Raw genomic sequence first — 25,825 nt, 5'->3', positions numbered from 1 at the left:
CGGCATTGCTCCCCTGATCCCCTCTCCGGGTCAGCTGTTCATCGGGCGGAGGCGGAAATCGCCAGCCGTTCGGAACAAGGTCCGGAAATAAGCGACAAGAAATGCGCGGATGGTCGCCGTGAGGGAAGAATTGATACCCTGCTTATCGGAAATAAGCGTGATCAGCTGGTGAATGGTGATTTCTTCGCGGGCGGCAATCTCATGCAGGGCTTGCCACATGACGGCTTCCAGTCTGACGCTGGTCCGGTGACCCTGCACCCAGACATTGTGGCTGATCAGCTGCCCGTCCACGTCCATGTCATCAGGATGATGCACAGGGATTGACCGATCCGCCCTGTTTGTCTTCACTTCTTTTTCCGCGCCCATCATGTTGCTCCTTTCCCCGGCAGAGCGTGTACATGGCTGTGGAAACTAGGCGTAGGCGCCTCCAACACTCTGTGAACTGCTTCACACACCAGCATGCATCCCAGGCGCTACGGTCACCGCCGGAACGTGGTTAACCGGGGCTTTTGGCCTGCGCCAGGGTCCGGAAGACCCGTTGAGCGGTCGGTCCGACGGGGCCGATGACGATCATCCATCAGGAGGAGTCTGTCCATGCTGGTTCGCGGTGCAGATGGTCGCCTTTATGAAGTGACGCCGGCCGGCGTCAGGGTCGTTGCCGAAGCGCTGCCGTCCGAGGCGCCGCATTCGGATCATCAAGATGCACCTGTCTTTGATCTCACGGCCGGTGCCGATTTTGTCAATCCGCGGTTCCCCTGATCGGCCCCGATGGCAGGCTCAGGGGATCACGCACGGCTCTCCCGGCCGGTCGAACCGCTCCGACAGGACGCAGAGCGCATGTTCCGCCGCAGCAACGAAATGGCGGATCATCTGCCCAGCTTATCCTGGCGGCGCATCGTGCCGGCCGAGGAGACGCTGACGCGCATGCGGCCATTGCTTCCGATCTTCGGGATCACGAGAATTGCCAATGTCACCGGTCTGGACAGTGTCGGCATTCCGGTGGTGATGGTGAACCGTCCCAATGCGCGGGCGCTTGCGGTCAGCCAGGGCAAGGGAACGTCCCTGGCCGCGGCCAAGGTTTCCGGCCTCATGGAAGCCATCGAGAGCTGGCACGCCGAGCATATCGATCTGCCGCTCAAACGCGGCAGTTACGAGGATCTGCGCTACAGCAACCGGCTTGTTGATCCGGCAGCGCTTCCCCGACCGGCGTCCAGCCCCTATACCCCGTTCATGCCCCTGCTCTGGATCGAGGCCGACGATCTGATCGCGGGCGTAACCGCTTGGGTCCCCTACGAACTGGTCCATATGGACTACCGGCTTCCATTTCCCCAGGGGCACGGGTGTTTCCTGGCCTCGTCGAACGGGCTTGCCTCGGGGAATCACCGGCTCGAGGCGATCATCCACGGACTGTGCGAGGTGATCGAGCGCGATGCGCGCACCTTGTGGTCCCTGCGCGATGAGGAGACCCAGGACGAAACCCGATTGGATCTGGAGACCGTGGCGGACCCGCTCTGCCGCCGGTTGTTGACACGGTTCGCCTGCGCCGGGGTCGAAGTGGGCGTTTGGGATATGACGTCCGATCTGGGCATACCCTCTTTCTATTGCCGGGTGGTCCAAGGCTCCGAAGGTCCAGGACAGTGCATCGGACCGGCCTACGGTTCCGGAACGCACCTGATCCGGGAGGTCGCCCTTGCCCGGGCGCTGACGGAGGCGGCGCAATGCCGTCTCACCTATATCTCCGGCGCACGTGATGATCTGCTGCGGGAGGATTACCAGCGCCTTCTGGCGCCGGCCGAGCAGGCGCGCTGGCTTTCCCGCATTCGTCTTGGCGCGCCCGTCCGCGATTTCAATGCGCTTCCCACCTGGGGGGGGCGCAGTCTTCGTGGCGATCTGGACGCGTTGCTGGACCGGTTGGCCGCTGTGGGACTGGCACAGGCCCTGGTCGTCGACCTTACGCGCCGGGAATTCGGCATCCCGGTCGTGCGCGTCATCGTCCCGGGCCTGGAGGGGGTGCAGACCTCATCAGGATTGTTGCCCGGCCCGCGCGCCCGGCGCGTTCTCGGGCGCTAACAGAGATCGGGAGCAAGGAAGGGGAATTCCGATGTCCGATGCCATCATTTTCCTCGGTCCGACCCTGCCCGTATCCGAGGCGCGGCAGGTATTGCCCGCTGATTACCGTCCCCCGGTGTCCCAGGGCGATGTGCTGCGGGCGGTGATGGACCAGCCCGCGGCCATCGGCATCATCGACGGGTATTTCGAGAATGTCCCCGCGGTCTGGCACAAGGAGATCCTGTTTGCCCTGGACCGCGGCATTCCGGTTTTCGGTGCGGCGAGCATGGGGGCTCTCCGGGCTGCGGAGTTGCACGGTTTCGGCATGGTCGGGGTTGGCGCCATTTTCTCTGCCTTCCTGGATGGACGGCTTGAGGATGATGACGAAGTGGCGGTGACCCATGGTCCGGCCGAACTTGGCTATCCCCTGCTGAGTGAGGCCATGGTCAATATTCGCCGCACCTTGTCCGATGCCCATGCCGCCGGGGTGCTCTCCACCCCGTTGCGCCGGCACCTCGAGTGTTTGGCCAAAGCGATGCCTTACAAGATGCGGGGGTACGGTTCGCTGTTGCTCCGGGCCAAGGAGGCCGGGGTTCCCGGCAGCGAATTGGCGGGTCTCCGGGATTGGCTGCCCTGTGGCCGGGCCGATCAGAAGCGGGAAGATGCCCTGGACATGCTGCGGACGCTGGGCGTCGAACATCCGTCCGGTTCACAGAGGCCGCGACCCCTATTTCCTTTCGAGCATACCGTCATGTGGGAGCGTGCCGCCCGCTCCGCGCTGGACATGCCCATGACTGTGTAATTTGGTTGCAATGCGCGCGGATGGATGTGAATCATGTCCAAGACTGGGTTCACTCTCTTCGCGTGGCCATGAAACGAAATACGGTAGCCGGCTCTCTGATCGACAAGGAGTTCCTTCGGCGCAACAGTGTATTTTCGGTTCTGGACCCGGCGGAGCTGGAGGCCGTCCTGGAGTTTTCACGGACGGTTCGTTTCCAGGCGGATGAACGCGTCTTCGCCAAGGGAGATCCAGGGGACTGCCTCTATGTCATCCTGCGGGGGCGTATGGGGGTTGTCACCGAGTCGACCGATGCCAAGGTCATGCTGCTGAACATTCTCGACGCCGGAGAAATGTTCGGGGAAATCGCGATGCTGGATGGGGGGGAACGGACAGCCACGGTCGTTGCCCAGGAACCTTCCGAACTTCTTCGTGTCGACCGCAGAGACTTCATGCCGTTTCTCGAGGCACGTTCCAGCCTGTGCATCCGGCTGATGGGCGTCCTGTGCGCGCGGGTGCGTTGGACCAGTGGGATTATCGAAGACACGGTCTTTCTGAATGTCACCCGTCGTCTGGCCAAGAGGATCACCATGTTGGCGCAGAGCTTTGGACGGGCGACCCCCTCCGGCACCCGGATCGGAACCTTCATTTCCCAGGAGGATCTGGCGAATATGCTGGGGGTCTCGCGGGAGATCGTGAACAAGACCATGAAGAGTTTTCAGGCCAGTGGTGCCATCTCCTACCGCAATGGGTATATGGTCGTTCACGATCTGCCTTTTTTGGAACGTATGTCCCAATGATCACGCAGAGAGATTGGCTGCGGCCCCGGCCTGATCTCCGCGGAATCGGGGGCCGGGAGTGAACTGGCGATGAGGCCGGAATTGATGCGTTCAGCTGTCCTCGCTTTGCTGGTCGTGCCTCTTATCGGCTGTACCAGCCATCGCGATCAGGTGCCCCGCCAGTTCATGTTCGTGCCTTCAAATCCGGTGCCGGAGGCCGTTCCAGCGCCTGCCTCTCCCGGACAGTCCGGCAGCCCGACATCGCCGCCGTCGACGTCCCAGGCCGCGCCATCCGGCTCCTCTCCGGCTGCGCAGACGGTGCCAGCGCGCGCAAACACGCCGAAATAGGCGATCGGCGACCCCGATCCGGCGTCCACCGAACGGGGGAAAGAAAGCTCGGCGGTGCCTCGGCTGTGCCGGGCTCATCAGCAGAAGCGTGCTGCGAACATCCGGCATGGCCGATCGCTCGGCTTCTGTCCCAGGCATCCAGGTGGGACGGAAGCTGGCCCAGCCCATCGCGTCCTGAAGAGTTCCAGAAGAGATCTGGGGTGACCGGCCCTCCGCCTGTAAGGTTCCGCCCGGACAAAGGGGGAGGTTTGCGCATGCCGGACCCTATCGTGGTGGTTGGCGGCGACAGCATGGTCGGTCGGCATCTGGCCAGCCATCTGCGGATGCAAGGCACGGAGGTGCTGGCAACGACCCGCCGGCGGGAGCAAGCCGCGGCGGAGCGGCCCTGGCTCGATCTGGCGGAATCGCCCTCCCTCGACAGGCTGCCAGCGAATCCCGGTGCCATCGTGGTCGCCGCCGCGGTGGCACGGATGGCGGCCTGCCGTGCGGACCCGGAGGGATCGGCGGCTGTCAACGTCACCGGACCTCTCCGGCTGGCGACCGAAGCGGCGGCGCGGGGAATTCCGCTGCTGTTCCTGTCGACGGACAAGGTCTTCGATGGCGCCCGTCCGGACCGCCGCAGCGACGAGCCATGCTGTCCGGTCAGCGTCTATGGGCGTCAGAAGGCTGCGACCGAGGCGGCCTTGCGGTCCCTGCCGGGAATGGCCATCCTCCGCCTGTCGCGGGTCATCGCCCCCGAAGATGCCTTGATGGCCACATGGGCCGAACAGCTGAGGGCCGGACAGCCGCTCGCGCCGTTCTCCGACCTGCGTATGGCGCCGCTGCCGGTGGATCTGATCGCCCGTCTCTGTGCCGGGATTCTGGGGCGGCTTGCCGACGATCCCGACCGCGCCGGCGGCGTATGGCAGCTCTCCGGCAGCCGGGATCTGACCTATGCCGAGGCCGCTTTCCGTCTTGCCGGGCAAATCGGGGCCGACCCCGCATTGGTCCGGCCGGTGCCGGGCGTGGCCGGCGACGAACCGCCGGCCCGCTTCACCACCCTCGACAGTGGGCGCGCCGAGCGGTCATTCGGGATCGGACGGCCCGATCCCGATCCGGTGCTGGATGCGGTATTCGCCGGGGTGTAACGCAGGGTGTCCTGCGCCGCGGGTCAGGCGGAGCGGCGGACCTGGGTGGCGAAATCGGCCACGGCCACGGTCAAGCCTTCCACCCGCTGGCGCAGCATGTCCGACAGTTGCGTCATGCGGTCGGCCGCATCGCCGGTCGAGGTGCCGACGCGCACCACATCTCCGCCCAGCTGGGCCGACATCCTGGCCGCAGCGGCGGCATCGACGGCATGGGTTGCCATGTCGCGCGTGGCCGCATCCTGCTCCGTCACGGCCCCGGCAATGATCGAGTTGACCTGATCCAGATCGGTGATGACCTGGGCGATTTCCTCGATGGCGGCGACGGCATCCTCGGTGCTCTGGCGGATGGCGGCGATCTTTTCCCCCACCTCCTGGGCGGACCGGGCGCTTTGGGCCGCGAGATTCTTCACCTCGTTGGCCACGACCGTGAAGCCCTTTCCGGCCTCTCCGGCCCGGGAGGCTTCGATGGTGGCGTTGAGGGCCAGCAACTGCGTCTGGCTCGACAGGTCGGTGATGGCGCTGAGCACGCTGTCGATGCTGCGCGTGGTTTCCGACAGGCTGGCCACGATCCGCTGGCTCTCCAGCGCCTTCTGGGCCGCACGGTGCGAGGCGCGGGTGGAGCGCTCCAGCTGTTCGCCGATTTCCGAAATGGAGGATGCCAGCTGTTCGGTTCCAGCCGCCAGGGTTTCGACGCTCTGCGATGCCCCCTGGCTGGAGCGGCTGACGCCGTCGGCGATCTGCAGCCCCTCGCTGGCGAACCGCCTCAGGGATTCGGCATCTTCCGACGCCTGGCGGGCGACGGTGGCGACCTCGCGGGCGAGATTGCCCACATCCGATTCCAGCCGGTCCGCCACCTGCTGCAGGGCGGTCAGCCGCTCCTCGCGGGCGCGCTCCGCCAGCGCCTCGCGTTCGGCGGTGGCCTTTTCGATTTCGGCCTTGGCGTGATGCGCCTCCTCCAGCGCGGCTTCCGAGGTGTGGAAGGCGCGCGACAGGATGGTCGCCAGGGCGATCAGCAGACCGGTCTGGAACAGGATCAGCCAGCAATGCAGGACGAGCCGCAGAATATCGATCTCTCCGGCGAACAGGTAGGAGGGCGCCAGCAGGCTGGTCGCCACATGATGGATCTCCAGCGTCACGGCCGAGGCGATCAGGGCCGCGCGGTCGCAATAGCCGGCCACCACGGCCATCAGCACGAAGAAATAGATATGCAGATCGGTCTGCCAGGGCAGACCGTGGACAGCGACCATGGCGGCGGCGGCGGCCAGGGGCAGAAGGCCGCCCAGGATCATGCGCTCCGTCGCGGTCCCGCGCAGGAACCACCAGGCGGCAAGGGCGGCCAGGAACAGGCCGGCGGAGAGCAGAGCCGCCGTTCCGGTGAAATGGCCGGTCAGGACCATCTCGCCGGCGGCGATGGCGGGAATCTGGACCAGAAGCAGGCCCAGGATCAGCAGCGATGTCAGTCGACGGATGTTCGCGAGTTGCATCATCGGTCCTTGTCCTTGGCGGCCTTACTCTTGACCGGACAAAATGCCGGCCGACCGGCGTGCCTGGCCCATGAGGTGCTGCAACGGCATCGGCCGGCCATAGAGCCAGCCCTGTGCCAGATTGCAGCCCATTCCGCGCAGCAGGGCGGCCTGCCGCTCGGTTTCAACGCCTTCGGCGACGATGTCCTTGCCCAGGGCGCCGCCGAGGGCGACGATCATGCGCACGATCTCCATATCGGCCCGGTCCACAGAGGCCTGGTCCAAGGGGGAGATGTAGGAGCGGTCGATCTTGATCTCGTCGACCGGGAGATCGCGCAGCGCCGACAAGGTGGCGAAGCCGGTGCCGAAATCGTCGAGAGACACCTGGATGCCACAGGCCCGGAGCCCGGACAGCACGGTGCGGGCCCGGTCGGCATCGCGGATCAGGGCGGTCTCGGTCACCTCGATCTGGAGCGCAGACGGTGGCAGGCCGTATTTGTGCAGGAGATGCCGCACATGCTCCACGATCCGGTCATCGCTGAGCTGAAGGGCGGAGACATTGGCCGCCAGGGGAATGGCCGGCAGGTCGGTCTGCCGCCAGATGGCCGCCGTCCGCGCCACCTCTTCCAGGACCCAATCGCCGATTTCCCGGATCAGGCCCGTCTCTTCCGCCACCGGAATGAAGGTGGCGGGGGAGACCTCACCCAGATCCGGGTCATGCCAGCGCAGCAGCGCTTCGGCACCGACTAGCGTGTGCCGGCGCATATCGATCCGTGGCTGATAGACCAGGGTGAAGGCCTGGGTGCGGATGGCCCGCCGCAATGCCGCCTCCAGCCGGAAGCGCTGGCCGGTGCGGGCGGCGGCGCTGCTGCTGTGGCAGGCGATGCCTGCATCCCCCTGCTTGTGCGCCTCGTCCACGGCCGCTGCCGCATGGCGCATCAGCTCGTCCGGCGTGTCGCCATCCTCCGGCATCAGCGCCAGCCCGACGGAGGCGGTCAGGGGAGTCGTCAGCCCGGCGGCATCGCCGGCGGCGGTGATGCCCTGCTGCAGCGACCGCGCCACTTCTGTCAGCAGCCGGGCATCGGAAACAGCGGACAGCAGGATGGCGAATTCGTCCCCCGACAGGCGGGCGATGGCATCGCCCGCCGGCAGCCGGCGCCGCAGACCGTGGGCGGCGGAAACCAGCACGGTATCGCCCACGGCATGGCCGAAATGTTCATTGATGCGGCGGAAGCGGTCGATATTGACGATCAGCAGCCCGACATGCGCACCGGTCTGGCGGGCGTGCCGGACCGCGGCTTCCAGCCGCTGGAGGAAGCGGGTCCGGGTCATGAGCCCGGTCAGGGCATCGCGGTCATCGCCGGTCAACTCCCGCTCTTCGGCCCGGTGATGATCGGTGATGTCGGTGAAGATGCCGATGTGCCGGACAGCCCCATGCTCGGGATCGACGACACGGAAGATCCGCAACCACTCCAGATAGATCTCACCGCTCTTGCTGCGGTTCCAGATCTCGCCCTTCCACTGGTTCTCGGTTTCCAGCGCCGCCCAGAGCGTCTCATAAAAAGCGCGGTCGTGCCGGCCAGAGCGCAGGAGCGAGGTCTTCTGACCGATCGCCTCGTCGGCGCTGTACCCCGTCACCCGGGTAAAGGCCGGATTGATCATGAGGATGGTGCCATTGGCGTCGGTGACGACGATGCCATCGCTGGTGGAAGCCATCAGCGTATGCAGCAGGGCGCCACTGTTGAGCGGCAGATTGGCCGGCGACTTCATCCCGTCCGGACCGGCAGGGTGAATGCCAGGCATGCCGCCTGTCGGGGCGGCTGTCCGCTGCGCCTGTGCCACCGGGGCGGCGACCATGCAGGGGCCGTGTGCTGCGTCCATGATCTCTGCCCGGTGTGACCCGGCTGCGCCCGTTTGGGAGAAGGGACCGGGAGCCTGGCCGGAATTGGCCGGGGAGCACATCATTCGCCCGCTATACGCTTGGGCGGCATGATCCAAATCAAGGGTGCGGACTTTTTGTTGCATCCGTCGGGCCGGTTCGTTTCACCGGCTTGGAGCGCCGCGTATCATTCTGCCGCCGCAACCCCAGGCTGGGATGGGAGACTTGTGTATAACGTCCATGTGAATGCAGCAACATTTAGATTGATTGGATTGATGAACTGAACGAACGGCGCCGCTGAACGGTGCGCGGACGGACTGGTTGGCCCGGCCGTTGATCTCGATCATTGGCAATGGCCGGAAAAGCGGGCAGGGTGCGGCATGCCCGCATCCAGGCCCGCCATGCCGTCGACTCGTACCGCCCGGCCTTCCGCCCCCCGCGTCATCCTCACCTCGGTGCTGGGCATTGTGACCAGCATCGCCCTGCTGACCTTCGTCGTCAGTATCGGTGGCGATGCCCGCTTCTTCCTGAATGTGGAGGGGCTGGCCATCGTCGTCGGCGGGGTCTTCTGTGTGGCGCTGCTGGCCTTCCGCGGCGACGAGCTGCGGGCCGCGGTCGGGGCGCTGTCGAACATCTTCCGCGACCATTCCACCATTGATGCCGACGTCCAGCAGCTGCTGGAGGTGGCGCGGCTGCTGCACGGACGCCAGATCCAGGCGGCCGACGAAAAGGCCCGCGCCGTTCGCAATCACTTCCTGCGTCTGGGCCTGCAGCTGGTGGTCGATGCGGCCCCGCTGGAAGATCTGATGCATGTCATGAACTGGCGTATCCAGAAATTCGTGGAGAACGAATCCGCCAAATCGCGGGTGTTCCGCACCCTGTCCTCCTTTGCGCCCGCCTTCGGCCTGTTGGGCACCCTGGCCGGCATGGTCGGCATGCTGAAGAATCTCGGCGCCGGCGATATCGGCCTGATCGGTGCCAGCATGGCTGTGGCCATGCTGGCCACGCTCTATGGCCTGATTCTGGCCAATCTGGTGTTCAAGCCCATCGCCATCAAGCTGGAGCAGCGGACCGCCCGCCGGGTGGCCATGCTGAACGTGCTGCTGGACGGGGTGGTGCTGACCCATCTCGGCCGCTCGCCCAGCATGATCCAGGACATGCTGGCCTCCTATCTGCAGGAGTCCGGCGAGGGCGGCCATGGCGACGATTGATCCGCCGCCGGTCCGGCGGGGGGGCGCCCGGCCGCCCGCGGCGCCACCCGGCGGCGCTCCCGGCGCACCGCCGGAGGCCCCGCCGGCCTTTCCCCGCCGTCTGCCGGGCGAGAGCCTGTCCGACACCACCAGTGGCCGCACCAGCACCGAGGTGGAGGAGCAGGAGGACTGGGTCATCAGCTACATGGACATGGTCACGCTGCTGATGACCGTGTTTCTGGGCATGGTCGCCATCCTGGGCATGCAGCCCAAGGGCGCCGCGGCACCGGGCGCGCGCGCGCCCGGCGGAGCCCAGACCATATCCGGCGGCGGGCCGGGGGCGCTGTCTGGCGCCGGGCTGTGGCCGGGAGGGAACGGCCTGCTGCCGGCCGGCGCCGCGTCCGGCGCAGGCGGCGACGAGGGCGGCGGCGCGGGGGATGGCGGCGGCCGTGCGGGCGAGGCGACAGGCGAGGGGACGGGTGGTGTGGCCACGGCGACGGTTGCCCGGCCCGGCGCCGCCCCCGCTCGTCCACCCGACGGCGGGGAAGCCACCGATGCCGGCGGAGGGCCGGCCCTGTCGCCCGATGCGGCGCGGCTGCTGGCCCGGCTGCAGGCGGCTGGCCTGCCGCCCACGGTGGATCTGGCGGTCAGCAGGCAACGTGTCACCATCACCCTGCAGGACCGCATCCTGTTTGCCTCCGGCTCCGCGGCGCTGGAGCCGACGGCCCTGGCCACGCTGGAGACCCTGGCGGCCACACTGGCCGCCGTGCCCGGCACCATCACCGTTGCCGGCCACACCGACGATGTGGCCATCAGCACCGCCCGCTTCCCCTCGAACTGGGAGCTGTCCTCGGCCCGGGCGGCGGCCGTGGTCCGCACGCTGATCGCCAGCGGTGTGCCGGCGGAGCGGTTACAGGCGGTGGGTTATGCCGACACCCGCCCGCTGGACCGCACGCCCGAGAACCGAGCCCGCAATCGCCGGGTCGAGATCCTGGTGGACACGGCCCCCTGAACCGGTTGTGGCGGTGGGTTTCGATGTTTGATCCCGGGTTCCGAGGATATGCCCCGTCCGGTGTCCTTCCCCCCAGTGCCGACGGGGGGCCTCGGGCATTGTCATGCCGGCCGTGATTCCGTCAGCCCGGCCGGCACTCCGCTCCGGTCTCGAAGGCAGGCAGATGGATGCCTGCATGTTTCCGCCATGGCCCGCTTGATAAAGACGCCGTCCATTCCCGGCCTCCTTCCATGCCGATCCTGGGCCGATCCTGGTGTTCCGGTCCATCGCTGAATCCGTACATTGCGGCCCTGGTCGGTGTTGGGGATTTCGGGGCGCCATAGCGGGCCGGGGCCTCCTCCAGTGCCTCCCCAATCCAGGTCTGCGCGCGTCCGTGACGCCTCGGCCGGATGGGCCGAGGAAGACCCCCTGGTCCAACCTGCTGTAAATCCCTGGCTTTTCCAGGTGGAGTCGAGCGGGTCCCGCCTTTTTGTGGGTATCGCGCCGCTCGCGGTCGTGGTCGGCAGACAGGCCTTGATGGCGCGCGCCTCGCGGAGGATGGCGCCGGGAGCGCTTGCCCAGATTTTCCACCCGCACATCCACCGCTTCCGCCGGTCCCCTGTCAAGGATCAGGACAGGTCCTCCGACGGCGTGCTCTCGCGGTCGCCGCACATCTGGAGCGTCGTCTCCAGCTCTGGTCCCAGGATGTGCGCATATCGGCAGAGGGGCCGCGGCGCGCTCCGCTGCTGGTCCGCGCGGACCATGCCATGCACCGGAAGCGGCCGCACCGGCCCTCCCGCACGGACAGGCCGCCGCTGCGCCGTCGCAGGGCAGAATCAGCACTGCTCACCGGACATCGTCGCCGGCAGCGTCAAGCGGTGGGCGGCGCTTTCGGATCCTGGCGCTGGTGGCCGCCCCTCAGGCGGTTACGCCATCCCGGCCCGTGCCGGTGGGGGCATCGCCAGGGCTGCCGGTGGATGCCGTGCTGACGGAGGCCATGCCGACGGTTCCGCTCGATACGGCGCTGGCCATTGATGTCACGGAGAACGCGGCCGCTGAAAACGCGGAACTGGCAGGGGGCGCGCCTGGGGACAGCGTGCCGGCCGCCGCCGGTCTGGTGAAGGACGGACCGCTGGCGGTCATGTCGCCGGCGCCGGCGATTGCCAGGGGATCGGTGCCCATCGCGGCGGACTCGCCGCCAGCGGCCAGTGCCGCTTCCTCCTGGGCCAGACCCAGCAGGTCCTGGAGCCGTTTGTCGGCCTCCTCCTCGCGGGCGATCTTGGCCGCCTTTTCATAGGCTTCAAGCTGCGCCTTGGTCGGGATGCTGCGCTCCATCTTGCCGGTCAGCACATCGCGGTACTCAAGCACCGCCACATTGGCCTCGGTGTCGAAGCGCAGCTTGGGGCTGTAATAGAGCGCGACAGAGGCGCTGGCCGGATCAGCCGCGGAGAAGCCGGAGTCTGAGCCCTTGGCGACCGCGGTCGAGGTCGCTTCGAAGGTCCGATAGGCGGGCTGGGTTGCTCCGATCATCATGGTCAGGGTTCTCCTGACTGAAGGCTACCCAAATCTCGCGGAGAGGTCCAGCAAAATATTCACAACCGATATAGGGCAATGATCTGCATCTATTGTCGACCTTTCCATTCCAATCGGCCGGAGATGCTGACGGAGCCTGGTGGCCACCCCTCCCCTTGGCCCGTCGGGTGGCCGAAACGGAAAGGCCGCCCGCGGGGACGGGCGGCCTTGGGAGAGAGCAATCGAGCAATCAACCGGTCAAGGCATCAGCGGCTGAGGTTCAGCACGTCCTGCAGCATCTGGTCGCTGGCATTGACCACGCGGGTATTGGCGCTGTAGGCGCGCTGGGTGACGATCAGCTTGGTGAACTCGTCGGCGATATCGACGTTCGAGCCCTCGGTGCTGCTGACCACCAGATTGCCTGAGCCGTTCTCACCGGCCGCCGTCAGGCGCTGGGCGCCGCTTTCGGTGGTGGGCACCCAGGCATTGCCATCCACCTTCTGTAGCCCGTCCACATTGTTGACCTGGACGATGGGCACCTGGGCCAGCACGCGGCTGCGGCCATTGTCGTAATTGGCCACCACTTCGCCCGAGGACAGCACGGTCAGATCACGGAAGGTGCCGCGGGTGAAGCCGTCCTGGGTCTTGTTGAAGACCTCGACATCGGAGCCGGCGAACTGGGTCAGGCCGTTGACGCTGCTGCCGAACTGACCGAGATTCAGCCGCACCTCCTGCGGGCCGTTGCCGTAGTCGACGGTGAAGGTGACATAGGCCGGATCGTTGGCATTCTGCGTGGGCGAGACCGTGGCATTGCCGGCCCCCCGGTTGCCGGAGGACAGGCTCTGCAGCACGCCGCCCTCGCCGAAGGTGACCGACAGGTGGGCCGGAGTCCGGCCGTCTGTGGTCCCGAAGCCGTTCTGTGCCGACGGGAAGGTGGAGGCTTCATCCCGGGACGGGCCGAGGCCGGCGTTGGTTGCCATGGGCGGGTTGGTGTAGGTCCGACGCGTCAGCACCAGCCCGGCCCCGCTGACCTTGGCCGTGTAGGGCGAGTCGGCATTCCCGTTCACCAGCGCCGCAAGCCGGGTGGCGATGGTCTCCATGGACTGTTCGGTTCCATCGGTGGTGTAGCTGACGCCCTGGCCGTCCCCGCCGAAGGGGATGGTGAAGACGTCACCCACATCCCCCACCACGCCGTTCAGCGGCAGGAACACCTGCTGCTTGATCCCAGGCACCGCATTGGCAAGGCCGAAGCCGCTGGCTTCGGCCACCGCGGCCGTCGGGGTCGCGGTGGTGATGCTGGCGGAGGAGGCGGCGGTGAAGGCGGCGCCGGTGCTGGGGCCGGTGACGGAGATCGTGACGGGATCATTGTCCGTTCCCGCCGTATCGCCGCTGACGCTCAGGTGGAAGCCGGCAAGGGACTGGTCATTGGCAAAGGCCTCGTTGGCCTGGTTGGCCAGCTTGGTGGCGATATCCTCGGTCCGCAGATTGTCCGTGGCCGTCACGGTGTAGCTGAAGGTGTGGCCATTGATGCTGAGGCTGTAGGTGTCGCCGGCTCCGGGGGACAGGTCGTTGAAGGTGAAGGTGGAAACCTGGGCCGTGGCGCCCGACGGGGCGGCATTGGTGGCCATGGAAGACCCGGTGGTCGCCGTCGTGGTCGAAGCCAGGGTGAAGGCCGATCCGTCCGACGGGCCAGTGACGCGCAGCCGCATGGTGCTGTTCGGGTTGCTGGCATCGCTGTCAAGGATCTCCAGGCTGTAATCGCTGAAGCTGCCGCTGGCATTGACCTGATTGACCAGATTGCCCATGACGGACTCGCTGGTATCGAAGCTCTGCGCCGTATAGGAGAAGGTCTTGCCGTTCAGCGTGATGCTGTAGGCCTTGCCATCCTCGATCTCGTTGGGTGCGGTGCCGCCCGGTGTCAGTGTCACCAGGCTCACCTGCCGCTGCGGCGTGGTGTTCTGGCTCAGCTCCAGGGGGGTGCCGAAGGATTGGGGTTGCCCGGCCAGGGTGCCGGACGTGGGCTGGATGCTGCTGCCCGGCGCATCGATCTGCAGGCGCCACTGGTCGGTGCCCTGCTTGCGCCAGTTCATAGTGACCGAGCGGGTTTCGCCGTTGCGGTCGATGATGGGCACCTCGATCGGTGCCAGGGTCTGGTCGGCCTTGGGCGTCAGCGGCAGGTTGGCCTGCAGGTTGATACTGCTGGTCGCGGTCGGGTTGTCGATCAGCTGCTGGATGCGGATCGGCTGCGGCGTCCCCTTGACGATCTGATTGGAGCCGGGCTGCAGCGTCCAGCCATTCAGGTAATAGCCGGCGCTGTTGCGCAGGAACCCGTTCTTGTCCAGCGAGAAGTCGCCGGCCCGGGTGAAATAGGCCTGGCTGTTGAAGTTGACATTGCCGCCGACCTCTTCGCCGCGGCTGACCTGGAAGAAGCCGTTGCCGGAAATGGCCATGTTGGTGGCCGTCTGGGTCTGCGAGATATTGCCCTGGACCCCATTGGTGAAGTCGGGACGGGCGCGCACCCCGCCGGGGCTGTGGCCCGAGGAACTGGACTGGGTCACCAGGGTCTGGAAGCTGGTTTCCACCCGCTTGTACCCGATGGTCTGGGAATTGGCGATATTGTCGGAGATGTGACCCAGCGACTTGCTGAGGGCCGAGAGGCCCCCCACCGCTGTGGTCATCGCACCGAAGACGCTCATGATCTCTCTCCCGCGCAAAGATTGCTCGGGCCGCTGGGAAAGCAATGACCGTGCCAAGTGCCAAGGTCTTTGATTCCAAAGGAGATCATCGGGTAATTCTGCTCCGCGTCCGCGGTGGCGGGCCGGGGGTGCCGGTCAGAACTTACCGGGTGGGCTAGGCAGCGCTTACCCCGCGACGAAGCGGACCCAGGCCCAGACCGCCAGCCCCAGGGCGGCGATCAGCCCGGCCACGATCAGCAGGGCACGCAGATATTGGCCCAGCTCCCCCTGCTTCCAGGCGCTGCGGGCCAGCAACAGCAGATAGAGGACCACCAGGGCCAGGGTCCCGTACAGGGTCAGGCTGGTGCTGGCGGGATCGGCGGGCGTCATGGGCATGGCGTCGGGTGGGGGCAGGGGGAAGCGGTCTTATCGTCCGGCGTGACCGGGGCGGCGGGCCGTCCCCCTGGTCGGGTGTCTCAGCCCAGCGCCTTCTCCACTTCCATGCCGGCAATGTCGTGCAGGCGCAGCAGCCCCAGCACGCGGCGGTCCCCATCGACCACGGGCACCACATTGATCTGGTGCGGCGTCTCCATGATCTCCAGCGCCTGCAGCGCCGTCAGGTCCGGGCCGCAGGTACGGCGCACCGGTGCCGTCATGCAGGAGCCGGTGTCCAGGTCCAGGAAGCCCCGGCCATGGGTGCCCAGGCCGCGGCGGATGTCGCCTTCGGTGACGATGCCCTGCAGCACGCGGTCGCCATCGACCACCAGGGCGGCGCCGTTGGGGAAGGAGGTCATGGCCAGCAGCGTCTCGAAGATGGGCTGGCCGGCGGATACCAGCGCCACCGACTGCGGGGCCGCCACCATCAGGTCGCGCACTTTGGCGGACAGCACGATGCCCAGGGTGCCGCCCGGATGGTTGCGGCCGAAATCCTCGGCGGAGAAGTCGCGCTGGCGGGCCACGGCCACCACCAGCGCATCGGCCAGAGCCAGCATGGCCGTGGTGCTGGCCGTGGGCAGCTTGGTGTCAGTGGCCTCACGCTCCACGGCGCAGCGCAGGGTCCAGTCGGCGATGCGCGACAGGGCCGACGGCACCCGCGACACCATGGCGACGATGCGGGCGCCGCGCAGCTGGGCCGCCTTGGCCACATCCACCAGCTCCTGGGTCTGGCCGCTGTTGGACAGAAGAATGATGATGTCGCCGCGCCGGATGGCGCCAAGCTCGCCATGGAGGGCGTCCAGGGCACTGTAGTAGAAGGCGCGGGTTCCGACAGAGGCCAGCTTGCTGGCCAGCAGACGTGCGATCAGGCCGGATTTGCCGACACCGGCCACCAGCGTCGTGCCCTCATCGGCGCCGATGGCACGGACCAGGGCCTGGAAATCCGCATCCAGCGCCTGTTCCTGCGCCAGCACGGCGCGGGCTTCGATGTGCAGAAGGGCGCGGGCGGCCGCCAGCGCGGGATCATCGGGTCGGGACATGGCACTTCATCCGGTCTGGGCGCTCCCCCTGGCGGGGAAAGTGGGCAAGGGTGTAGCCCCATTGCCGCCGATTTGCATCCCCCGGGCACCGCATGCCCCCCGCGCCCTCTGGTCGCGACAGGGCGGCAGCTCTTGCCCCGGCAGGGCGGCAGTCTTTGCCGGCCGTTCCCCCTTTCGCCGGGTTCATGCCGGCCAGCCGCCGTCCGCAACTGGCGGCAACCGGCGGTTTGCCGCCTTGGCACGGGCATTGCTTTCCCTTCCGGCAAGCCTGAACGGATTGGTTCGCCATGTCCTTGAACGTCGCCATGTCCTCCGCCCTGAGCTCCCTGCGCAATACGCAGGCGAATATGGGCGTGACGTCGCAGAACGTCTCCAATGCGCAGACGCCGGGCTATACCCGCAAGTCGCTGACGCAGGAGGCGCTGCCCTATGGCAATGGCCTCGGCGGCGTCATGACCGGCAAGGTCGAGCGGGCCTACAACGAATCCCTGATGCGGGAAATGCTGCGGCAGCAGAGTCTGGCGGCGCAGACCGACATCACCCAGAGCTATCTCAGCCGCCTCGAGAAGACCCAGGGCAAGCCGGAGGACGAGAGCTCGGTGGCGGCTTCGCTGACCCAGCTGCGCGACGCCTTCGTGCAGCTGCAGGCCAAGCCGGAGTCGCTGGAATACCAGCAGAAGGTCATCCGTCAGGCACAGTCCTTCACCACCACCCTGAACAGCACGGGCCAGGCCTATATCGACCTGCGCAACGAGGCCCAGCAGCAGATCGTCGAAGGCGTCAACCAGGTCAATCAGCTGCTCGACACCATCGCCTCGGTGGACAGCGCCATTTTCCGCGCCGGCAATACCGGCAGCGCCACCATCGCCGATCTGGTCGACAAGCGTGACGAGAGCATCCGCCAGCTGGCGCAGTACATGGACATCACCGTGACCAACCGCGCCGACGGCACGGTGCTGGTAATGTCGCAGAGCGGCTCCATGCTGGTGGACCGGGTGGCCAACACCCTCTCCACCGCCAGCTGCGTGCCGCAGGCCAGTGATTACTACAGCCCCGATGGCGGGGGCGGCATTCCACCGATCCGGCTGGGGGATCCTGTCAGCGGCTTGGACATCACCTCCAGTATCCGTGGCGGCAAGCTGGGCGCCCTGATCGACCTGCGCGACGAGACGATTCCGCGCATGCAGGGCGAACTGGACGGGCTGGCGCATGAGGTGGCCACACGCTTCGCCGGCAAGGACAGCCCGACGCGCCAGATCCCCGGCCTGCACCTGTTCTCCGATGCCGACGGTGTCAGCATCCCCGGCGATACCAGCGGGGCCGTCGACTATGCCCATCCCTCGACCTATGTGGGCTTCGCCTCGCGCATCCGTGTCAGCCAGAAGGTGCTGGATCAGCCGGAACTGGTCCGCTATGGCGATGCCGGTGCGCCGGTGGCGCCGCCGGCTGGCGGTTCGAACCCGCCCGATGTCGTCGCCGGGGACACGCTGTTCCTGAAGAACGCCGTGGAGCATGTCTTCGGGGCCACGGCCCTGGACGGCAAGCCGCACCAAGCCTTCAACACCGGCGGACTGGGAGCCGATCCGCGGCGCAATCTGCAGTCCACGCTCCCGGCCAACCTGTCGCTGATCGACTATGCCCAGCAGATGCTGCTGAAGCATTCCGGCGAGGCGGGCGCGGCCACGGCCGCCGCTTCCGAGGCCAAGACCACCTCGGAGAACATGACGTTGGAATATCAGAACGCCACCGGCGTCAGCCTGGATGACGAGATCGTCAAACTGCTGACGCTGCAACGGTCCTACGCCGCCGCCTCGCGCGTGGTCACCACCATCGAACAGATGTACGACGCCCTGTTCCGGGCGGCCTGAGCCGGAGGGAAGCCATCATGACCTCGATCGCCACCATGCCCACCTACCTCCGGATGCTGCGGGACACCAACCAGATCCGGAGCCAGTATGACGATCTGTTCCGCCAGCTGGACACGGGCAAGAAGTCGGAGACGCTCAGCGGTCTGGGCCTCGATGCGGGGCGCTCGGTCGGCCTGCGTGACATGCAGGCGCGGCTGAACACCTACCAGAAGAACATCGACCTGGTGCAGACCCGCACCTCGGTCGCGGACACGACCATGAACCGCATCAACAGCATCGTCGACAGTGTGGTGTCCGACCTCACCCTGGCCGACGGCACGCTGGTGCAGGACCCGTCCGTCATCAAGCAGAACGCCCGCAATGCGCTGGACCAGATCAAGGGGCTGCTGAACACCCAGGTCGAGGGCCGTTACATCTTTGCCGGCAGCGATCTCGACACGCCGCCGGTCGGTGATTTCGATCAGGTTCTGCTGACCTATGACAGCTTCTTCAAGCAGTACCAGGATGCGGCTGCGGCGCCGAAGACGGTGCAGATCGATGCTGGCGCGCCTTCGGGGGCCTATTCCATCACGCTGAATGGCGTGACCTTCAATTCGACCGCCGGCGCTCCGCCTCTGGACACCGTGGAGGGCATCCTCACCGATCTGCGTGGCAAGATCCTGGCCGACGCGCGCTTCTCCGATTTCACCATCAGCATCGACAAGCCGGCCGGCGGCAATGCCGAGAACCGCATGACCATCACCGCGTCCAGCGGCACGCCGGCCACGGCGGTGGAGATCAAAGGGGCCAGCACCGCGGTTGTCGGGCCGGCGCTTGATGTCGATCAGGACGGCAACAGCGTCGACGATGTGGATGATCAGCTGGAGCGGTTCAACGGCACTGTTCCGCCGGCCGGTACCTATGTGAAGCCACGCTATGTCTTCACCGGCGACAAGGACAAGGATCTGGCGACCCTGAACGAGGCCATGGAGCGCGTGGTCTTCGACCCTGACTTCGCCTACAAGGGCGTCGATCAGCAGGTGGCCGGCCGGCCGCGCCTGGAGGTGGGCAATATCTACTCCAGCACGCTGCGCTATGGCACCGCTCCCACCACCGCCCGCGTGGACGACAATCTCGACGTCAATTACGGGGTGCGGGCCGATGCCAGCTATTTCCGCCGCATCATTCAGGGGCTGACCGCCGTCGCCACCATGGACAATGCGCCGATTGCCGATGCCTCGTCACCGGAAGGCCGGGCCGAACGGGATCGCTATCTGGCCGTCGTTTCCAGCGCCCGCGATACCCTCAAGCAGGGGCAGTCCGACCTCAACCAGGCCGTGAGTCATCTCGGATCTGTGCGCAGTCAAGTGGATAAGCTGGAAGAGAAACACAAGTCGATGATCGGTGTGGCGAAGGACGGTCTGGAAAAGGCCGAGGATGCCGATGCCGCCGAGGTGTCGATGAAAATGAAAGCGGCTGACACGCAACTTCAAGCAAGTTATCAGGCGATCACCACGTTCAACCGCTTATCCATTCTGGACTTCCTGACCTAAGCCGGTCAGGCGGGAGACCTATCCCTTTGGAGCGGGGAATCCCTTGCGAAAGGGGGGTGGGTATGTCAATGTAAGAGAGCCGCAAAAGTGGCTTGCCAATTCAGGAGAAAATACCATGGCCAACTCGATTGTCACCAACTCGGCCGCCCAGGCCGCCATCCGTTCGCTGTTCACCATCGACCGGGATACCCGGACCACCCAGTCCCGCATTGAGTCGGGCCTGGCGGTCAACAAGGCCTCGGACGATCCGGCGGTGTTCTCCATCGCCCAGGGCATGCGCGCGGACATGGCCGGTCTGAAGGCCGTTCAGGACAATCAGGCGTTCGGTCTCGCTGCCATCAATGTGGCGAACAACGGCGCCAAGAGCATTTCTGACAAGCTGACTTCGCTGAAGCAGACCGTCACCCAGGCCCAGCAGCAGGGTCTCGACAAGGCGACGATGAACGCCCAGCTGCAGAGCACGCTGGACGACATCGACACCTTCGCCACCTCCGCGACGTATAACGGCATCAACCTGCTGGTGAACTCCACCGGCGGCGATCGTGACGAGACGACGCTGAGCTTCCTGCAGGACATTTCCGGCCGTCAGCTGACGGTCGCCAATGCCCAGGCGACGTCGAAGGACCTGGGTCTGGAAGGTCTTCAGGCTGACAATGGCGGCATCCGGCTGGACTTCTCGGCGGACGCGACCGACTTCGTGGATGGCGACACCATCTCCTTCCAGGTCGGTTCGGGTACGGCGACGCAGACTTACGTCTTCGAGTTCAACCAGGACGGCACCAACACCGCCGTGACGGCGGGCGGTCTGTCCAACGCCGCCGGCGCCGACGTCAAGGTCATCTCCGTGAACCTGGGAACGGCGGATGACGCCTTCTCCTCGGGCAAGGAGCTGGGCAACCTCGTCGACAAGATGAAGGAAGCCGGTTTCGGTATCCGCCTCAACAGCGACAATACCGTTGACGTCTTCCGCGCGGACATCACCCAGGTGGGTGTTGGTGTCGCCGCCTTCGGCGGTGCCGCTACCGCGCAGGTCGCCCTGACCAAGGCCACCTCGGGCACGGAAACCTTCTTCCTGTCCCAGGGTTCTGCCCTCACCGCGTCCAACGTCACCATGGCTGTGGGCACGGCGGGTATCAACACGGCGAACTCCGTCGGCACCAACGGTGCGGCCCTTGTCTCGGTCGTCAACGGCCGGGCCGAGGACGGTGCTGGCGCGGTGACGACGGCCGGTTCGGCCACGGCCCGCTTCGGCAATGCGGCGTCCGCGATCGATACCGTCAACCAGGCCATCGAGGCGATGAACACGAAGATCTCCACCCTGGGTGCTGCCACCAAGCAGGTCCAGGGTCTGCAGGAGTTCTCGAAGACCCTGATGGACTCGTTGAAGGACGGTCTGGGCGCCCTGGTGGACGCCGACCTGGCGGAAGAGAGTGCGCGTCTGCAGTCGTTGCAGTCCCGTCAGCAGCTGGCCATCCAGTCGCTGTCGATTGCCAACCAGCAGCCGCAGTCTCTGCTGGGTCTGTTCCGCTAAGCGTAAGTCCCGGGGGCGGCGTCCGCGCCGCCCCCGTTTTCCTCTCAGCGTCCGGAAATTCCTGGTTCACGGTCCTCCGGCGGTGAGGGTGTCGCCCGCGTCAAGGTTCTGCTGTTAAGGCTTCTTTCAACGCGGACCGGCAGAATTCCGGTCAGATGTGTCCTACGGAACGACGAAAGACCACGACCATGAGTTTGTCCGCCTACCAATCCCGTCAGGCCGCCGCTGAGACCCCCGTGGGGCTGGAACTGCGTCTGATCGGGTTCGTGACCCAGGCTCTCGGCACGGCCCGCGATCCGGTGCAGCGGATCCGTGCTCTGCAGCGCAACCACGATATGTGGCTGGCCTTCATCTCCGATCTGGCGGGTGAGGGGAATGCCCTGCCGCGCGAAGTCCGCGCCCAGTTGATCTCCCTGGGTCTCTGGTCGATGCGGACCAGTCTCGATGCCATGAGCGATCCCGACCGCAGCCTGCAGTCGCTGATCGACGTCAACAAGGAAATCGCCGGCGGTCTTGCCGATCAGACGCGCGCCCAGCAGTCCGCGGCGCAGCAGGCGGCCCTGGCAGCATCCAAGGAGGCGCCGTCGGTCACGGCGGTGTAAGCCCATGCTCGAGGGAATCGGGTCACTGGCAGCCTACAATGTGATTCAGCGTCAGGGCGCGGAACTGACGCAGAAATTCACGTCGTCCAAGCTTGTCCAGAAGGATCTGACCGATTTCCAGACGCGCATGGCCAAGATCACCACGCCGGAGGAATTGCTGAAGGACCGCAAGGCTCTGGAGTTCGTGCTCTCCTCCTATCAGCTGGACAGCGAGTCCTGGAAAACCGGGCTGTTGAAGAAGCTGATGACGGAGGACCCCAACGACAGCAAGTCGATGGCGGCCCGCTTGGCCGATCCGCGCTTTGCCCAGTTCGCCAAAGATTTCTCCAACTGGACCACCCAGCCTTCGAAGAATGCCGAACTCATGACCAAGGTCATGAACAACGCCATGACCGTGCGCTTCGAGCGGGAACAGGGCGACGGCAATCCGGGTCTGCAGGAGGCGCTCTATTTCCTGCGCAATATCAAGTCCGTGGAAACGGTGCCGCAGTTGATGGCCGACAAGGCCCTGCTCTACGTCACCCGCATCGGCCTTGGCATGCCGGACAGCTATACCCAACTGCCTTTCGACAGCCAGCTGAAGCTGATGAAGGAGCGGGTGGATCTGGACAAGCTCAAGGACCCGGACGAACAGCAGAAGTTCGTCAAGCGCTTCCTCATCAGCGTCGGCGGCGATCAGGCGTCCGGCAGCGTCAACAGCGCGGCATCGGCGGCGCTGACCATCCTCGGCGGCGGGGGGGGAAGCCTCACCTCACTTCTGGGCCAGAAGATCAATCTCCACGTCTGATCCGCTTCCATTTCCGATCCTCCGGCAGCCAGACCCGACCGGCATTGCCGCCGCCCATTGGCGGCGCTAGGTTGACCTCCGCGGTCGCTGCGGACCGTGTTCCCGTGCCAGCGCATGGTGCCTATGAGCCCGTCTGTCCCCACCCTCCCCGGTGAAATCCGCCTCGGCGACCGTGTCATCGGGCGCGGGCATCCTTGCTTCCTGGTGGCGGAGATCGGCATCAACCACAATGGCGACATGGATCTGGCCCGCACCATGATGGAGGCGGCCAAGGCCGCCGGTGCCGACGCGGTCAAGTTCCAGAACTACCGGACCGAGGATTTCCTGCGCAGCCGGGACCTGACCCTGACCTACCGATCCCAGGGCCGCACCGTCACCGAACCGCAATATGATCTGTTCAAGCGCTGCGAACTGGAGCGTGGCCAACTGGCGGATCTGGCAGAGCATGCGCGCCGCATCGGCATCCTGTTCTTCAGTACGCCCACCAATAGCGACGGCATCGACGATCTGCTGGCGGCCGGCGCCCCGGTGCTGAAGAACGGCTCCGATTATCTGACCCATCTGCCACTGGTGGAGGCCATGGGTCGGTCCGGCCTGCCCACCATCCTGTCCACCGGCATGTCCACCCTGGCCGAGATCGAAGATGCGGTGGAGGCGTTCCGGCGCGGCGGCGGACGTGATCTTGTGGTGCTGCATTGCGTCTCGGCCTATCCAGCGCCGCTGGACGGCGTCGATCTGCGGCGCATGCAGCGGCTGGGCGCGGCGCTGGACTGCCTCGTCGGCTTCAGCGACCACACCGACGGTTCCGTGGCGGCCCTGGGCGCCGTGGCCCTGGGCGCCGTCATGATCGAGAAGCACTTCACCACCGACCGCGGGCTGCCCGGCCCCGATCATTGGTTCTCCGAAACGCCGGACAGCTTTGCCGCCCTGGTGCGGGATGTGCGCGGGCTGGAGGCGGCGTTGTCCGTCCCGGCCGTCAGCCCGGACCGCCAGTTCAAGCCCAGCTTCCGCCTGTCCTGCCAGGCGGCGGCGGAGCTTCCGGCCGGCCATGTGCTGATGCAGGCGGATATCGGCTTCGGCCGGCCCGGCACCGGCCTGCCGCCCAAGGCGGCGGACTGGATCACTGGCTTGCGGCTGAAACGGGCCGTGCCCGCCGGCCATGTCTTCACCCCGGAGGATTTCGCATGAGCGGCGCCGGTCTGGCCTTCGATCCGGTGTGGGAACAGACCTATGCCGAGGGGGGCGGCGCCCGCTATCCCTGGGACAGTGTCGTCAGCTTCGTCTATCGCAACGCCCCGCGCGACCGGCTGCGGAGCGCGGTCCGGGTGCTTGAGGTCGGTTGCGGCCTCGCCAACAATCTCTGGTTCGCGGCACGGGAGGGGTTCCAGGTTGCCGGGATCGACGGCAGCCCCAGCGCCATCGACGCCGCCCGCGCCCGCTTTGCCGCCGAGGGGCTGGAGGGCGATCTGCGCCAGGGGGACTTTACGGCACTGCCCTTTGCCGACGGTCTCTTCGATCTGGCCGTCGACCGGGCGGGGTTGGTCTGTGTCGGCTATGAGGGGATGCGCCGGGCCGTGGCCGAACTGCGCCGGGTCTTGCGTCCCGGCGGCCGCTTTTTCATGGAAGCCTACAGCGACCGTGACAGCAGCTTTGTCGCCGGCCGCCAGATCGATGACGGGCTGACGGTGGACATCACCGACGGGCCGCTGGTCGGCTGCGGCCAGCTCTGCTTCCTCGGCCATGCCCAACTGATGGCCCTCTTCGCCGTAGGCTGGACCCTGCGCGAGGTCAAGCATGTCGGCGTGGAGGAAATGGCGCTGCCCGGGCGCGTCTCAAACTGCTTCTGGCGCGTGGTGGCGGAGCGGCTGCCATGACCGTGCCCCCTTTCACGCAGTCCCCGCCTGCACCGCCCGTGTCGGGTGACGACGCCGGCACCATCTCCTTCTTCACCGAGCAGGTTCGCCGTCATGCTGGCACCCCGGCGGCGGTGGATTGGGGCAGCCGCGCCGGGCAGGAGCTGCGCTTCCGCGTCCTGGCCGAGGTCGGGCTGAGGTCTGGTTGTTCCGTGCTCGATGTGGGCTGCGGCCAGGGCGATCTGTTGGGCTGGCTGCGGGGGCAGGGGCTGGAGGTCGCCTATACCGGCGTCGACATCACCCCCGCCATGGTTGAGCATGCGCGCCGCCACCATTCCGGCGCTGCCTTCCATCTTCTGTCCGACGGCGCCGCCGATCTGGGCGACCGGGCTTATGATTTCGTGCTGGCCAGCGGCATCTTCTACCGCCGCAGCACCGACCCCATGGGGTTCCTGGCCGCGACGGCGGCGCGGCTGTTCCGGGCCGCGCGCGTGGCCGCCGCCTTCAACTGCCTCAGCCTCTGGGGCGGCCCGGCGGAGGCGGGGGAGTTCAAGGCCGATCCCCTGGCCGTGCTGGCGGCCTGCCGGGCGGTGAGCCCGCATCTCGCCCTGCGCCACGACTACCATGGCGGCGACTTCACCCTCTATCTGCGGCGGGAAAGGCTTGGCGCATGATCGTCACCATCATGCAGCCGGCCTATCTGCCCTGGCTCGGCTATTTCGACCGCATCCGCCGGTCGGATCTGTGCATCTCGCTGGATCATGTGCAGATCGACCGCAACAGCAGGACCAAATTCGCCAACCGCAACAAGGTGCGCACGGCCCAGGGCTGGACCTGGCTGACCGTGCCGATCCGCAGTGGCGGCCGCTATGGCGACATGCCGCTGGACGCCATCGACATCGACAGCGGCCAGGATTGGGCGGCTAGGCACTGGAAGACCATCGAGGGCAGCTACCGCCGCGCGCCCTTCTTCGCAGACTGGCAGGCGCGGCTGGCACCGGTCTATGCCGATCCGCCGGGCCAGCTGCTGCCGCTCTGCCGTCGGCTGACCGGTGACCTGCTGCGGGGGTTCGGCATCACCACGCCCGTGGTTTCCAGCCTCGATCTCGCCTGCCGCGACGCCAAGGATCTGCTGATCCTCAATCTCTGCCGCGAGGTGGGGGCCACCACCTACCTGTCCGGTCCGTTCGGCCGCGACTATCTTGACCGCGCGGCCTTCCGTGCGGCCGGAATCGAGCTGCTGTTCCACGATTACCGGCATCCCACCTATACCCAGGCGTTCCCCGGCTTCGAGCCCTACATGTCCGCCATTGATCTGGCCTTGACCCATGGCCCCGACAGCCTGGGCATCCTGGCCACCGACGGCGGGCTGGCGCAGGAGTGACC

The 25,825-nt window shown here is 66.4% G+C and carries 23 protein-coding genes; 16 read left to right on the top strand and 7 right to left on the bottom strand.

The window, feature by feature from the left end:
• Positions 1 to 30: 30 nt before the first annotated feature.
• Entirely contained in the window at positions 31 to 369 is a 339-nt protein-coding gene (locus DK368_RS11150; RefSeq protein WP_114394032.1) for a ribbon-helix-helix domain-containing protein, read from the bottom strand.
• Between the two features lie 225 nt (positions 370 to 594).
• Here DK368_RS11150 and DK368_RS21385 point away from each other — a divergent pair, with 225 nt between their 5' ends.
• From DK368_RS21385 to DK368_RS11130, 5 genes are all read left to right on the top strand, one after another.
• Positions 595 to 759 carry a hypothetical protein gene (locus tag DK368_RS21385; protein WP_155524549.1) on the top strand — a complete coding sequence of 55 codons (165 nt, stop codon included), beginning with the start codon at positions 595 to 597 and terminating at the stop codon, positions 757 to 759.
• Positions 760 to 837: 78 nt separating this feature from the next.
• Positions 838 to 2,070: a YcaO-like family protein gene (locus DK368_RS11145; RefSeq protein ID WP_205028164.1), complete on the top strand. Its 1,233-nt coding sequence runs from the start codon at positions 838 to 840 to the stop codon at positions 2,068 to 2,070.
• Between the two features lie 31 nt (positions 2,071 to 2,101).
• On the top strand, positions 2,102 to 2,851 hold the full coding sequence (locus DK368_RS11140) for a TfuA-like protein (protein WP_114394031.1): 750 nt from the start codon (positions 2,102 to 2,104) through the stop codon (positions 2,849 to 2,851).
• A gap of 20 nt (positions 2,852 to 2,871) precedes the next feature.
• A complete protein-coding gene (locus DK368_RS11135) occupies positions 2,872 to 3,627 on the top strand; it encodes a Crp/Fnr family transcriptional regulator (RefSeq protein ID WP_240002448.1) in 756 nt (251 codons plus the stop codon).
• A 581-nt stretch (positions 3,628 to 4,208) separates the two neighbouring features.
• Positions 4,209 to 5,081: an SDR family oxidoreductase gene (locus DK368_RS11130; RefSeq protein WP_114394030.1), complete on the top strand. Its 873-nt coding sequence runs from the start codon at positions 4,209 to 4,211 to the stop codon at positions 5,079 to 5,081.
• A 23-nt stretch (positions 5,082 to 5,104) separates the two neighbouring features.
• Here the strand turns inward: DK368_RS11130 and DK368_RS11125 are convergent, their stop codons facing one another.
• Entirely contained in the window at positions 5,105 to 6,568 is a 1,464-nt protein-coding gene (locus tag DK368_RS11125) for a methyl-accepting chemotaxis protein (RefSeq protein WP_114394029.1), read from the bottom strand.
• Positions 6,569 to 6,589: 21 nt separating this feature from the next.
• Positions 6,590 to 8,314 (bottom strand): putative bifunctional diguanylate cyclase/phosphodiesterase, encoded by a 1,725-nt coding sequence (locus tag DK368_RS11120; RefSeq protein WP_162305993.1) that lies wholly within the window; start codon positions 8,312 to 8,314, stop codon positions 6,590 to 6,592.
• A gap of 489 nt (positions 8,315 to 8,803) precedes the next feature.
• On the opposite strand from DK368_RS11120, the gene DK368_RS11115 reads away from it, so the two are divergent.
• Together DK368_RS11115 and DK368_RS11110 are read left to right on the top strand one after the other, a co-directional pair.
• Positions 8,804 to 9,634, top strand: a complete 831-nt coding sequence (locus DK368_RS11115; RefSeq protein ID WP_240002447.1) for a motility protein A — start codon at positions 8,804 to 8,806, stop codon at positions 9,632 to 9,634.
• Positions 9,621 to 10,625, top strand: a complete 1,005-nt coding sequence (locus DK368_RS11110) for an OmpA family protein (protein ID WP_114394027.1) — start codon at positions 9,621 to 9,623, stop codon at positions 10,623 to 10,625. Before DK368_RS11115 ends, DK368_RS11110 begins: the two co-directional genes overlap by 14 nt.
• An 897-nt stretch (positions 10,626 to 11,522) precedes the next feature.
• Here the strand turns inward: DK368_RS11110 and DK368_RS11105 are convergent.
• The 4 genes from DK368_RS11105 to DK368_RS11090 all read right to left on the bottom strand — a co-directional run bounded on the left by DK368_RS11105 (position 11,523) and on the right by DK368_RS11090 (position 16,266).
• Entirely contained in the window at positions 11,523 to 12,137 is a 615-nt protein-coding gene (locus tag DK368_RS11105; RefSeq protein WP_114394026.1) for a hypothetical protein, read from the bottom strand.
• 245 nt (positions 12,138 to 12,382) lie between these two features.
• Entirely contained in the window at positions 12,383 to 14,812 is a 2,430-nt protein-coding gene (locus DK368_RS22285) for a flagellar hook-basal body complex protein (RefSeq protein ID WP_114394025.1), read from the bottom strand.
• Between the two features lie 165 nt (positions 14,813 to 14,977).
• Positions 14,978 to 15,187 (bottom strand): hypothetical protein, encoded by a 210-nt coding sequence (locus tag DK368_RS11095; RefSeq protein ID WP_114394024.1) that lies wholly within the window; start codon positions 15,185 to 15,187, stop codon positions 14,978 to 14,980.
• Positions 15,188 to 15,267: 80 nt separating this feature from the next.
• Complete coding sequence (locus DK368_RS11090) at positions 15,268 to 16,266, bottom strand: KpsF/GutQ family sugar-phosphate isomerase (RefSeq protein ID WP_114394023.1); 999 nt, start codon at positions 16,264 to 16,266, stop codon at positions 15,268 to 15,270.
• A 287-nt stretch (positions 16,267 to 16,553) separates the two neighbouring features.
• Between DK368_RS11090 and flgK the strand changes: the two genes are divergently transcribed.
• The 9 genes from flgK to DK368_RS11045 all read left to right on the top strand — a co-directional run bounded on the left by flgK (position 16,554) and on the right by DK368_RS11045 (position 25,823).
• On the top strand, positions 16,554 to 18,134 hold the full coding sequence (flgK, locus tag DK368_RS11085) for a flagellar hook-associated protein FlgK (RefSeq protein WP_114394022.1): 1,581 nt from the start codon (positions 16,554 to 16,556) through the stop codon (positions 18,132 to 18,134).
• A gap of 17 nt (positions 18,135 to 18,151) precedes the next feature.
• Positions 18,152 to 19,666, top strand: coding sequence for a flagellin N-terminal helical domain-containing protein (locus tag DK368_RS11080; protein WP_114394021.1), 1,515 nt, complete (start codon positions 18,152 to 18,154; stop codon positions 19,664 to 19,666).
• A 115-nt stretch (positions 19,667 to 19,781) separates the two neighbouring features.
• Positions 19,782 to 21,197 (top strand): flagellin, encoded by a 1,416-nt coding sequence (locus DK368_RS11075; RefSeq protein WP_114394020.1) that lies wholly within the window; start codon positions 19,782 to 19,784, stop codon positions 21,195 to 21,197.
• A 188-nt stretch (positions 21,198 to 21,385) separates the two neighbouring features.
• Positions 21,386 to 21,799, top strand: a complete 414-nt coding sequence (locus DK368_RS11070; RefSeq protein WP_162305992.1) for a flagellar biosynthesis regulator FlaF — start codon at positions 21,386 to 21,388, stop codon at positions 21,797 to 21,799.
• Between the two features lie 4 nt (positions 21,800 to 21,803).
• The gene (locus DK368_RS11065) at positions 21,804 to 22,586 is read left to right on the top strand and encodes a DUF1217 domain-containing protein (RefSeq protein WP_114394018.1); all 783 of its coding nucleotides are present in this window, start codon (positions 21,804 to 21,806) and stop codon (positions 22,584 to 22,586) included.
• A gap of 123 nt (positions 22,587 to 22,709) precedes the next feature.
• On the top strand, positions 22,710 to 23,774 hold the full coding sequence (locus DK368_RS11060; RefSeq protein ID WP_162305991.1) for an N-acetylneuraminate synthase family protein: 1,065 nt from the start codon (positions 22,710 to 22,712) through the stop codon (positions 23,772 to 23,774).
• Positions 23,771 to 24,460 carry a class I SAM-dependent methyltransferase gene (locus DK368_RS11055; RefSeq protein ID WP_114394016.1) on the top strand — a complete coding sequence of 230 codons (690 nt, stop codon included), beginning with the start codon at positions 23,771 to 23,773 and terminating at the stop codon, positions 24,458 to 24,460. The genes DK368_RS11060 and DK368_RS11055 overlap by 4 nt, the downstream gene beginning before the upstream one ends.
• Positions 24,457 to 25,113, top strand: coding sequence for a class I SAM-dependent methyltransferase (locus DK368_RS11050; RefSeq protein ID WP_114394015.1), 657 nt, complete (start codon positions 24,457 to 24,459; stop codon positions 25,111 to 25,113). Before DK368_RS11055 ends, DK368_RS11050 begins: the two co-directional genes overlap by 4 nt.
• Positions 25,110 to 25,823, top strand: coding sequence for a WbqC family protein (locus DK368_RS11045; protein ID WP_114394014.1), 714 nt, complete (start codon positions 25,110 to 25,112; stop codon positions 25,821 to 25,823). Before DK368_RS11050 ends, DK368_RS11045 begins: the two co-directional genes overlap by 4 nt.
• Positions 25,824 to 25,825 lie beyond the last annotated feature (2 nt).

It is taken from the genome of Oleisolibacter albus (assembly GCF_003336875.1).
Lineage (GTDB): Bacteria > Pseudomonadota > Alphaproteobacteria > Azospirillales > Azospirillaceae > Niveispirillum > Niveispirillum album.
This window is presented reverse-complemented; position numbering and strand designations above follow the sequence as displayed.

Coding starts and splice junctions, on each gene's coding strand:
- DK368_RS11150 (WP_114394032.1), bottom strand. CDS start 369: ATGATGGGCGCGGAAAAAGAAGTGAAGACAAACAGGGCGGATCGGTCA.
- DK368_RS21385 (WP_155524549.1), top strand. CDS start 595: ATGCTGGTTCGCGGTGCAGATGGTCGCCTTTATGAAGTGACGCCGGCC.
- DK368_RS11145 (WP_205028164.1), top strand. CDS start 838: ATGTTCCGCCGCAGCAACGAAATGGCGGATCATCTGCCCAGCTTATCC.
- DK368_RS11140 (WP_114394031.1), top strand. CDS start 2,102: ATGTCCGATGCCATCATTTTCCTCGGTCCGACCCTGCCCGTATCCGAG.
- DK368_RS11135 (WP_240002448.1), top strand. CDS start 2,872: ATGGATGTGAATCATGTCCAAGACTGGGTTCACTCTCTTCGCGTGGCC.
- DK368_RS11130 (WP_114394030.1), top strand. CDS start 4,209: ATGCCGGACCCTATCGTGGTGGTTGGCGGCGACAGCATGGTCGGTCGG.
- DK368_RS11125 (WP_114394029.1), bottom strand. CDS start 6,568: ATGATGCAACTCGCGAACATCCGTCGACTGACATCGCTGCTGATCCTG.
- DK368_RS11120 (WP_162305993.1), bottom strand. CDS start 8,314: ATGAAGTCGCCGGCCAATCTGCCGCTCAACAGTGGCGCCCTGCTGCAT.
- DK368_RS11115 (WP_240002447.1), top strand. CDS start 8,804: ATGCCCGCATCCAGGCCCGCCATGCCGTCGACTCGTACCGCCCGGCCT.
- DK368_RS11110 (WP_114394027.1), top strand. CDS start 9,621: ATGGCGACGATTGATCCGCCGCCGGTCCGGCGGGGGGGCGCCCGGCCG.
- DK368_RS11105 (WP_114394026.1), bottom strand. CDS start 12,137: ATGATGATCGGAGCAACCCAGCCCGCCTATCGGACCTTCGAAGCGACC.
- DK368_RS22285 (WP_114394025.1), bottom strand. CDS start 14,812: ATGAGCGTCTTCGGTGCGATGACCACAGCGGTGGGGGGCCTCTCGGCC.
- DK368_RS11095 (WP_114394024.1), bottom strand. CDS start 15,187: ATGCCCATGACGCCCGCCGATCCCGCCAGCACCAGCCTGACCCTGTAC.
- DK368_RS11090 (WP_114394023.1), bottom strand. CDS start 16,266: ATGTCCCGACCCGATGATCCCGCGCTGGCGGCCGCCCGCGCCCTTCTG.
- flgK (WP_114394022.1), top strand. CDS start 16,554: ATGTCCTTGAACGTCGCCATGTCCTCCGCCCTGAGCTCCCTGCGCAAT.
- DK368_RS11080 (WP_114394021.1), top strand. CDS start 18,152: ATGACCTCGATCGCCACCATGCCCACCTACCTCCGGATGCTGCGGGAC.
- DK368_RS11075 (WP_114394020.1), top strand. CDS start 19,782: ATGGCCAACTCGATTGTCACCAACTCGGCCGCCCAGGCCGCCATCCGT.
- DK368_RS11070 (WP_162305992.1), top strand. CDS start 21,386: ATGAGTTTGTCCGCCTACCAATCCCGTCAGGCCGCCGCTGAGACCCCC.
- DK368_RS11065 (WP_114394018.1), top strand. CDS start 21,804: ATGCTCGAGGGAATCGGGTCACTGGCAGCCTACAATGTGATTCAGCGT.
- DK368_RS11060 (WP_162305991.1), top strand. CDS start 22,710: ATGAGCCCGTCTGTCCCCACCCTCCCCGGTGAAATCCGCCTCGGCGAC.
- DK368_RS11055 (WP_114394016.1), top strand. CDS start 23,771: ATGAGCGGCGCCGGTCTGGCCTTCGATCCGGTGTGGGAACAGACCTAT.
- DK368_RS11050 (WP_114394015.1), top strand. CDS start 24,457: ATGACCGTGCCCCCTTTCACGCAGTCCCCGCCTGCACCGCCCGTGTCG.
- DK368_RS11045 (WP_114394014.1), top strand. CDS start 25,110: ATGATCGTCACCATCATGCAGCCGGCCTATCTGCCCTGGCTCGGCTAT.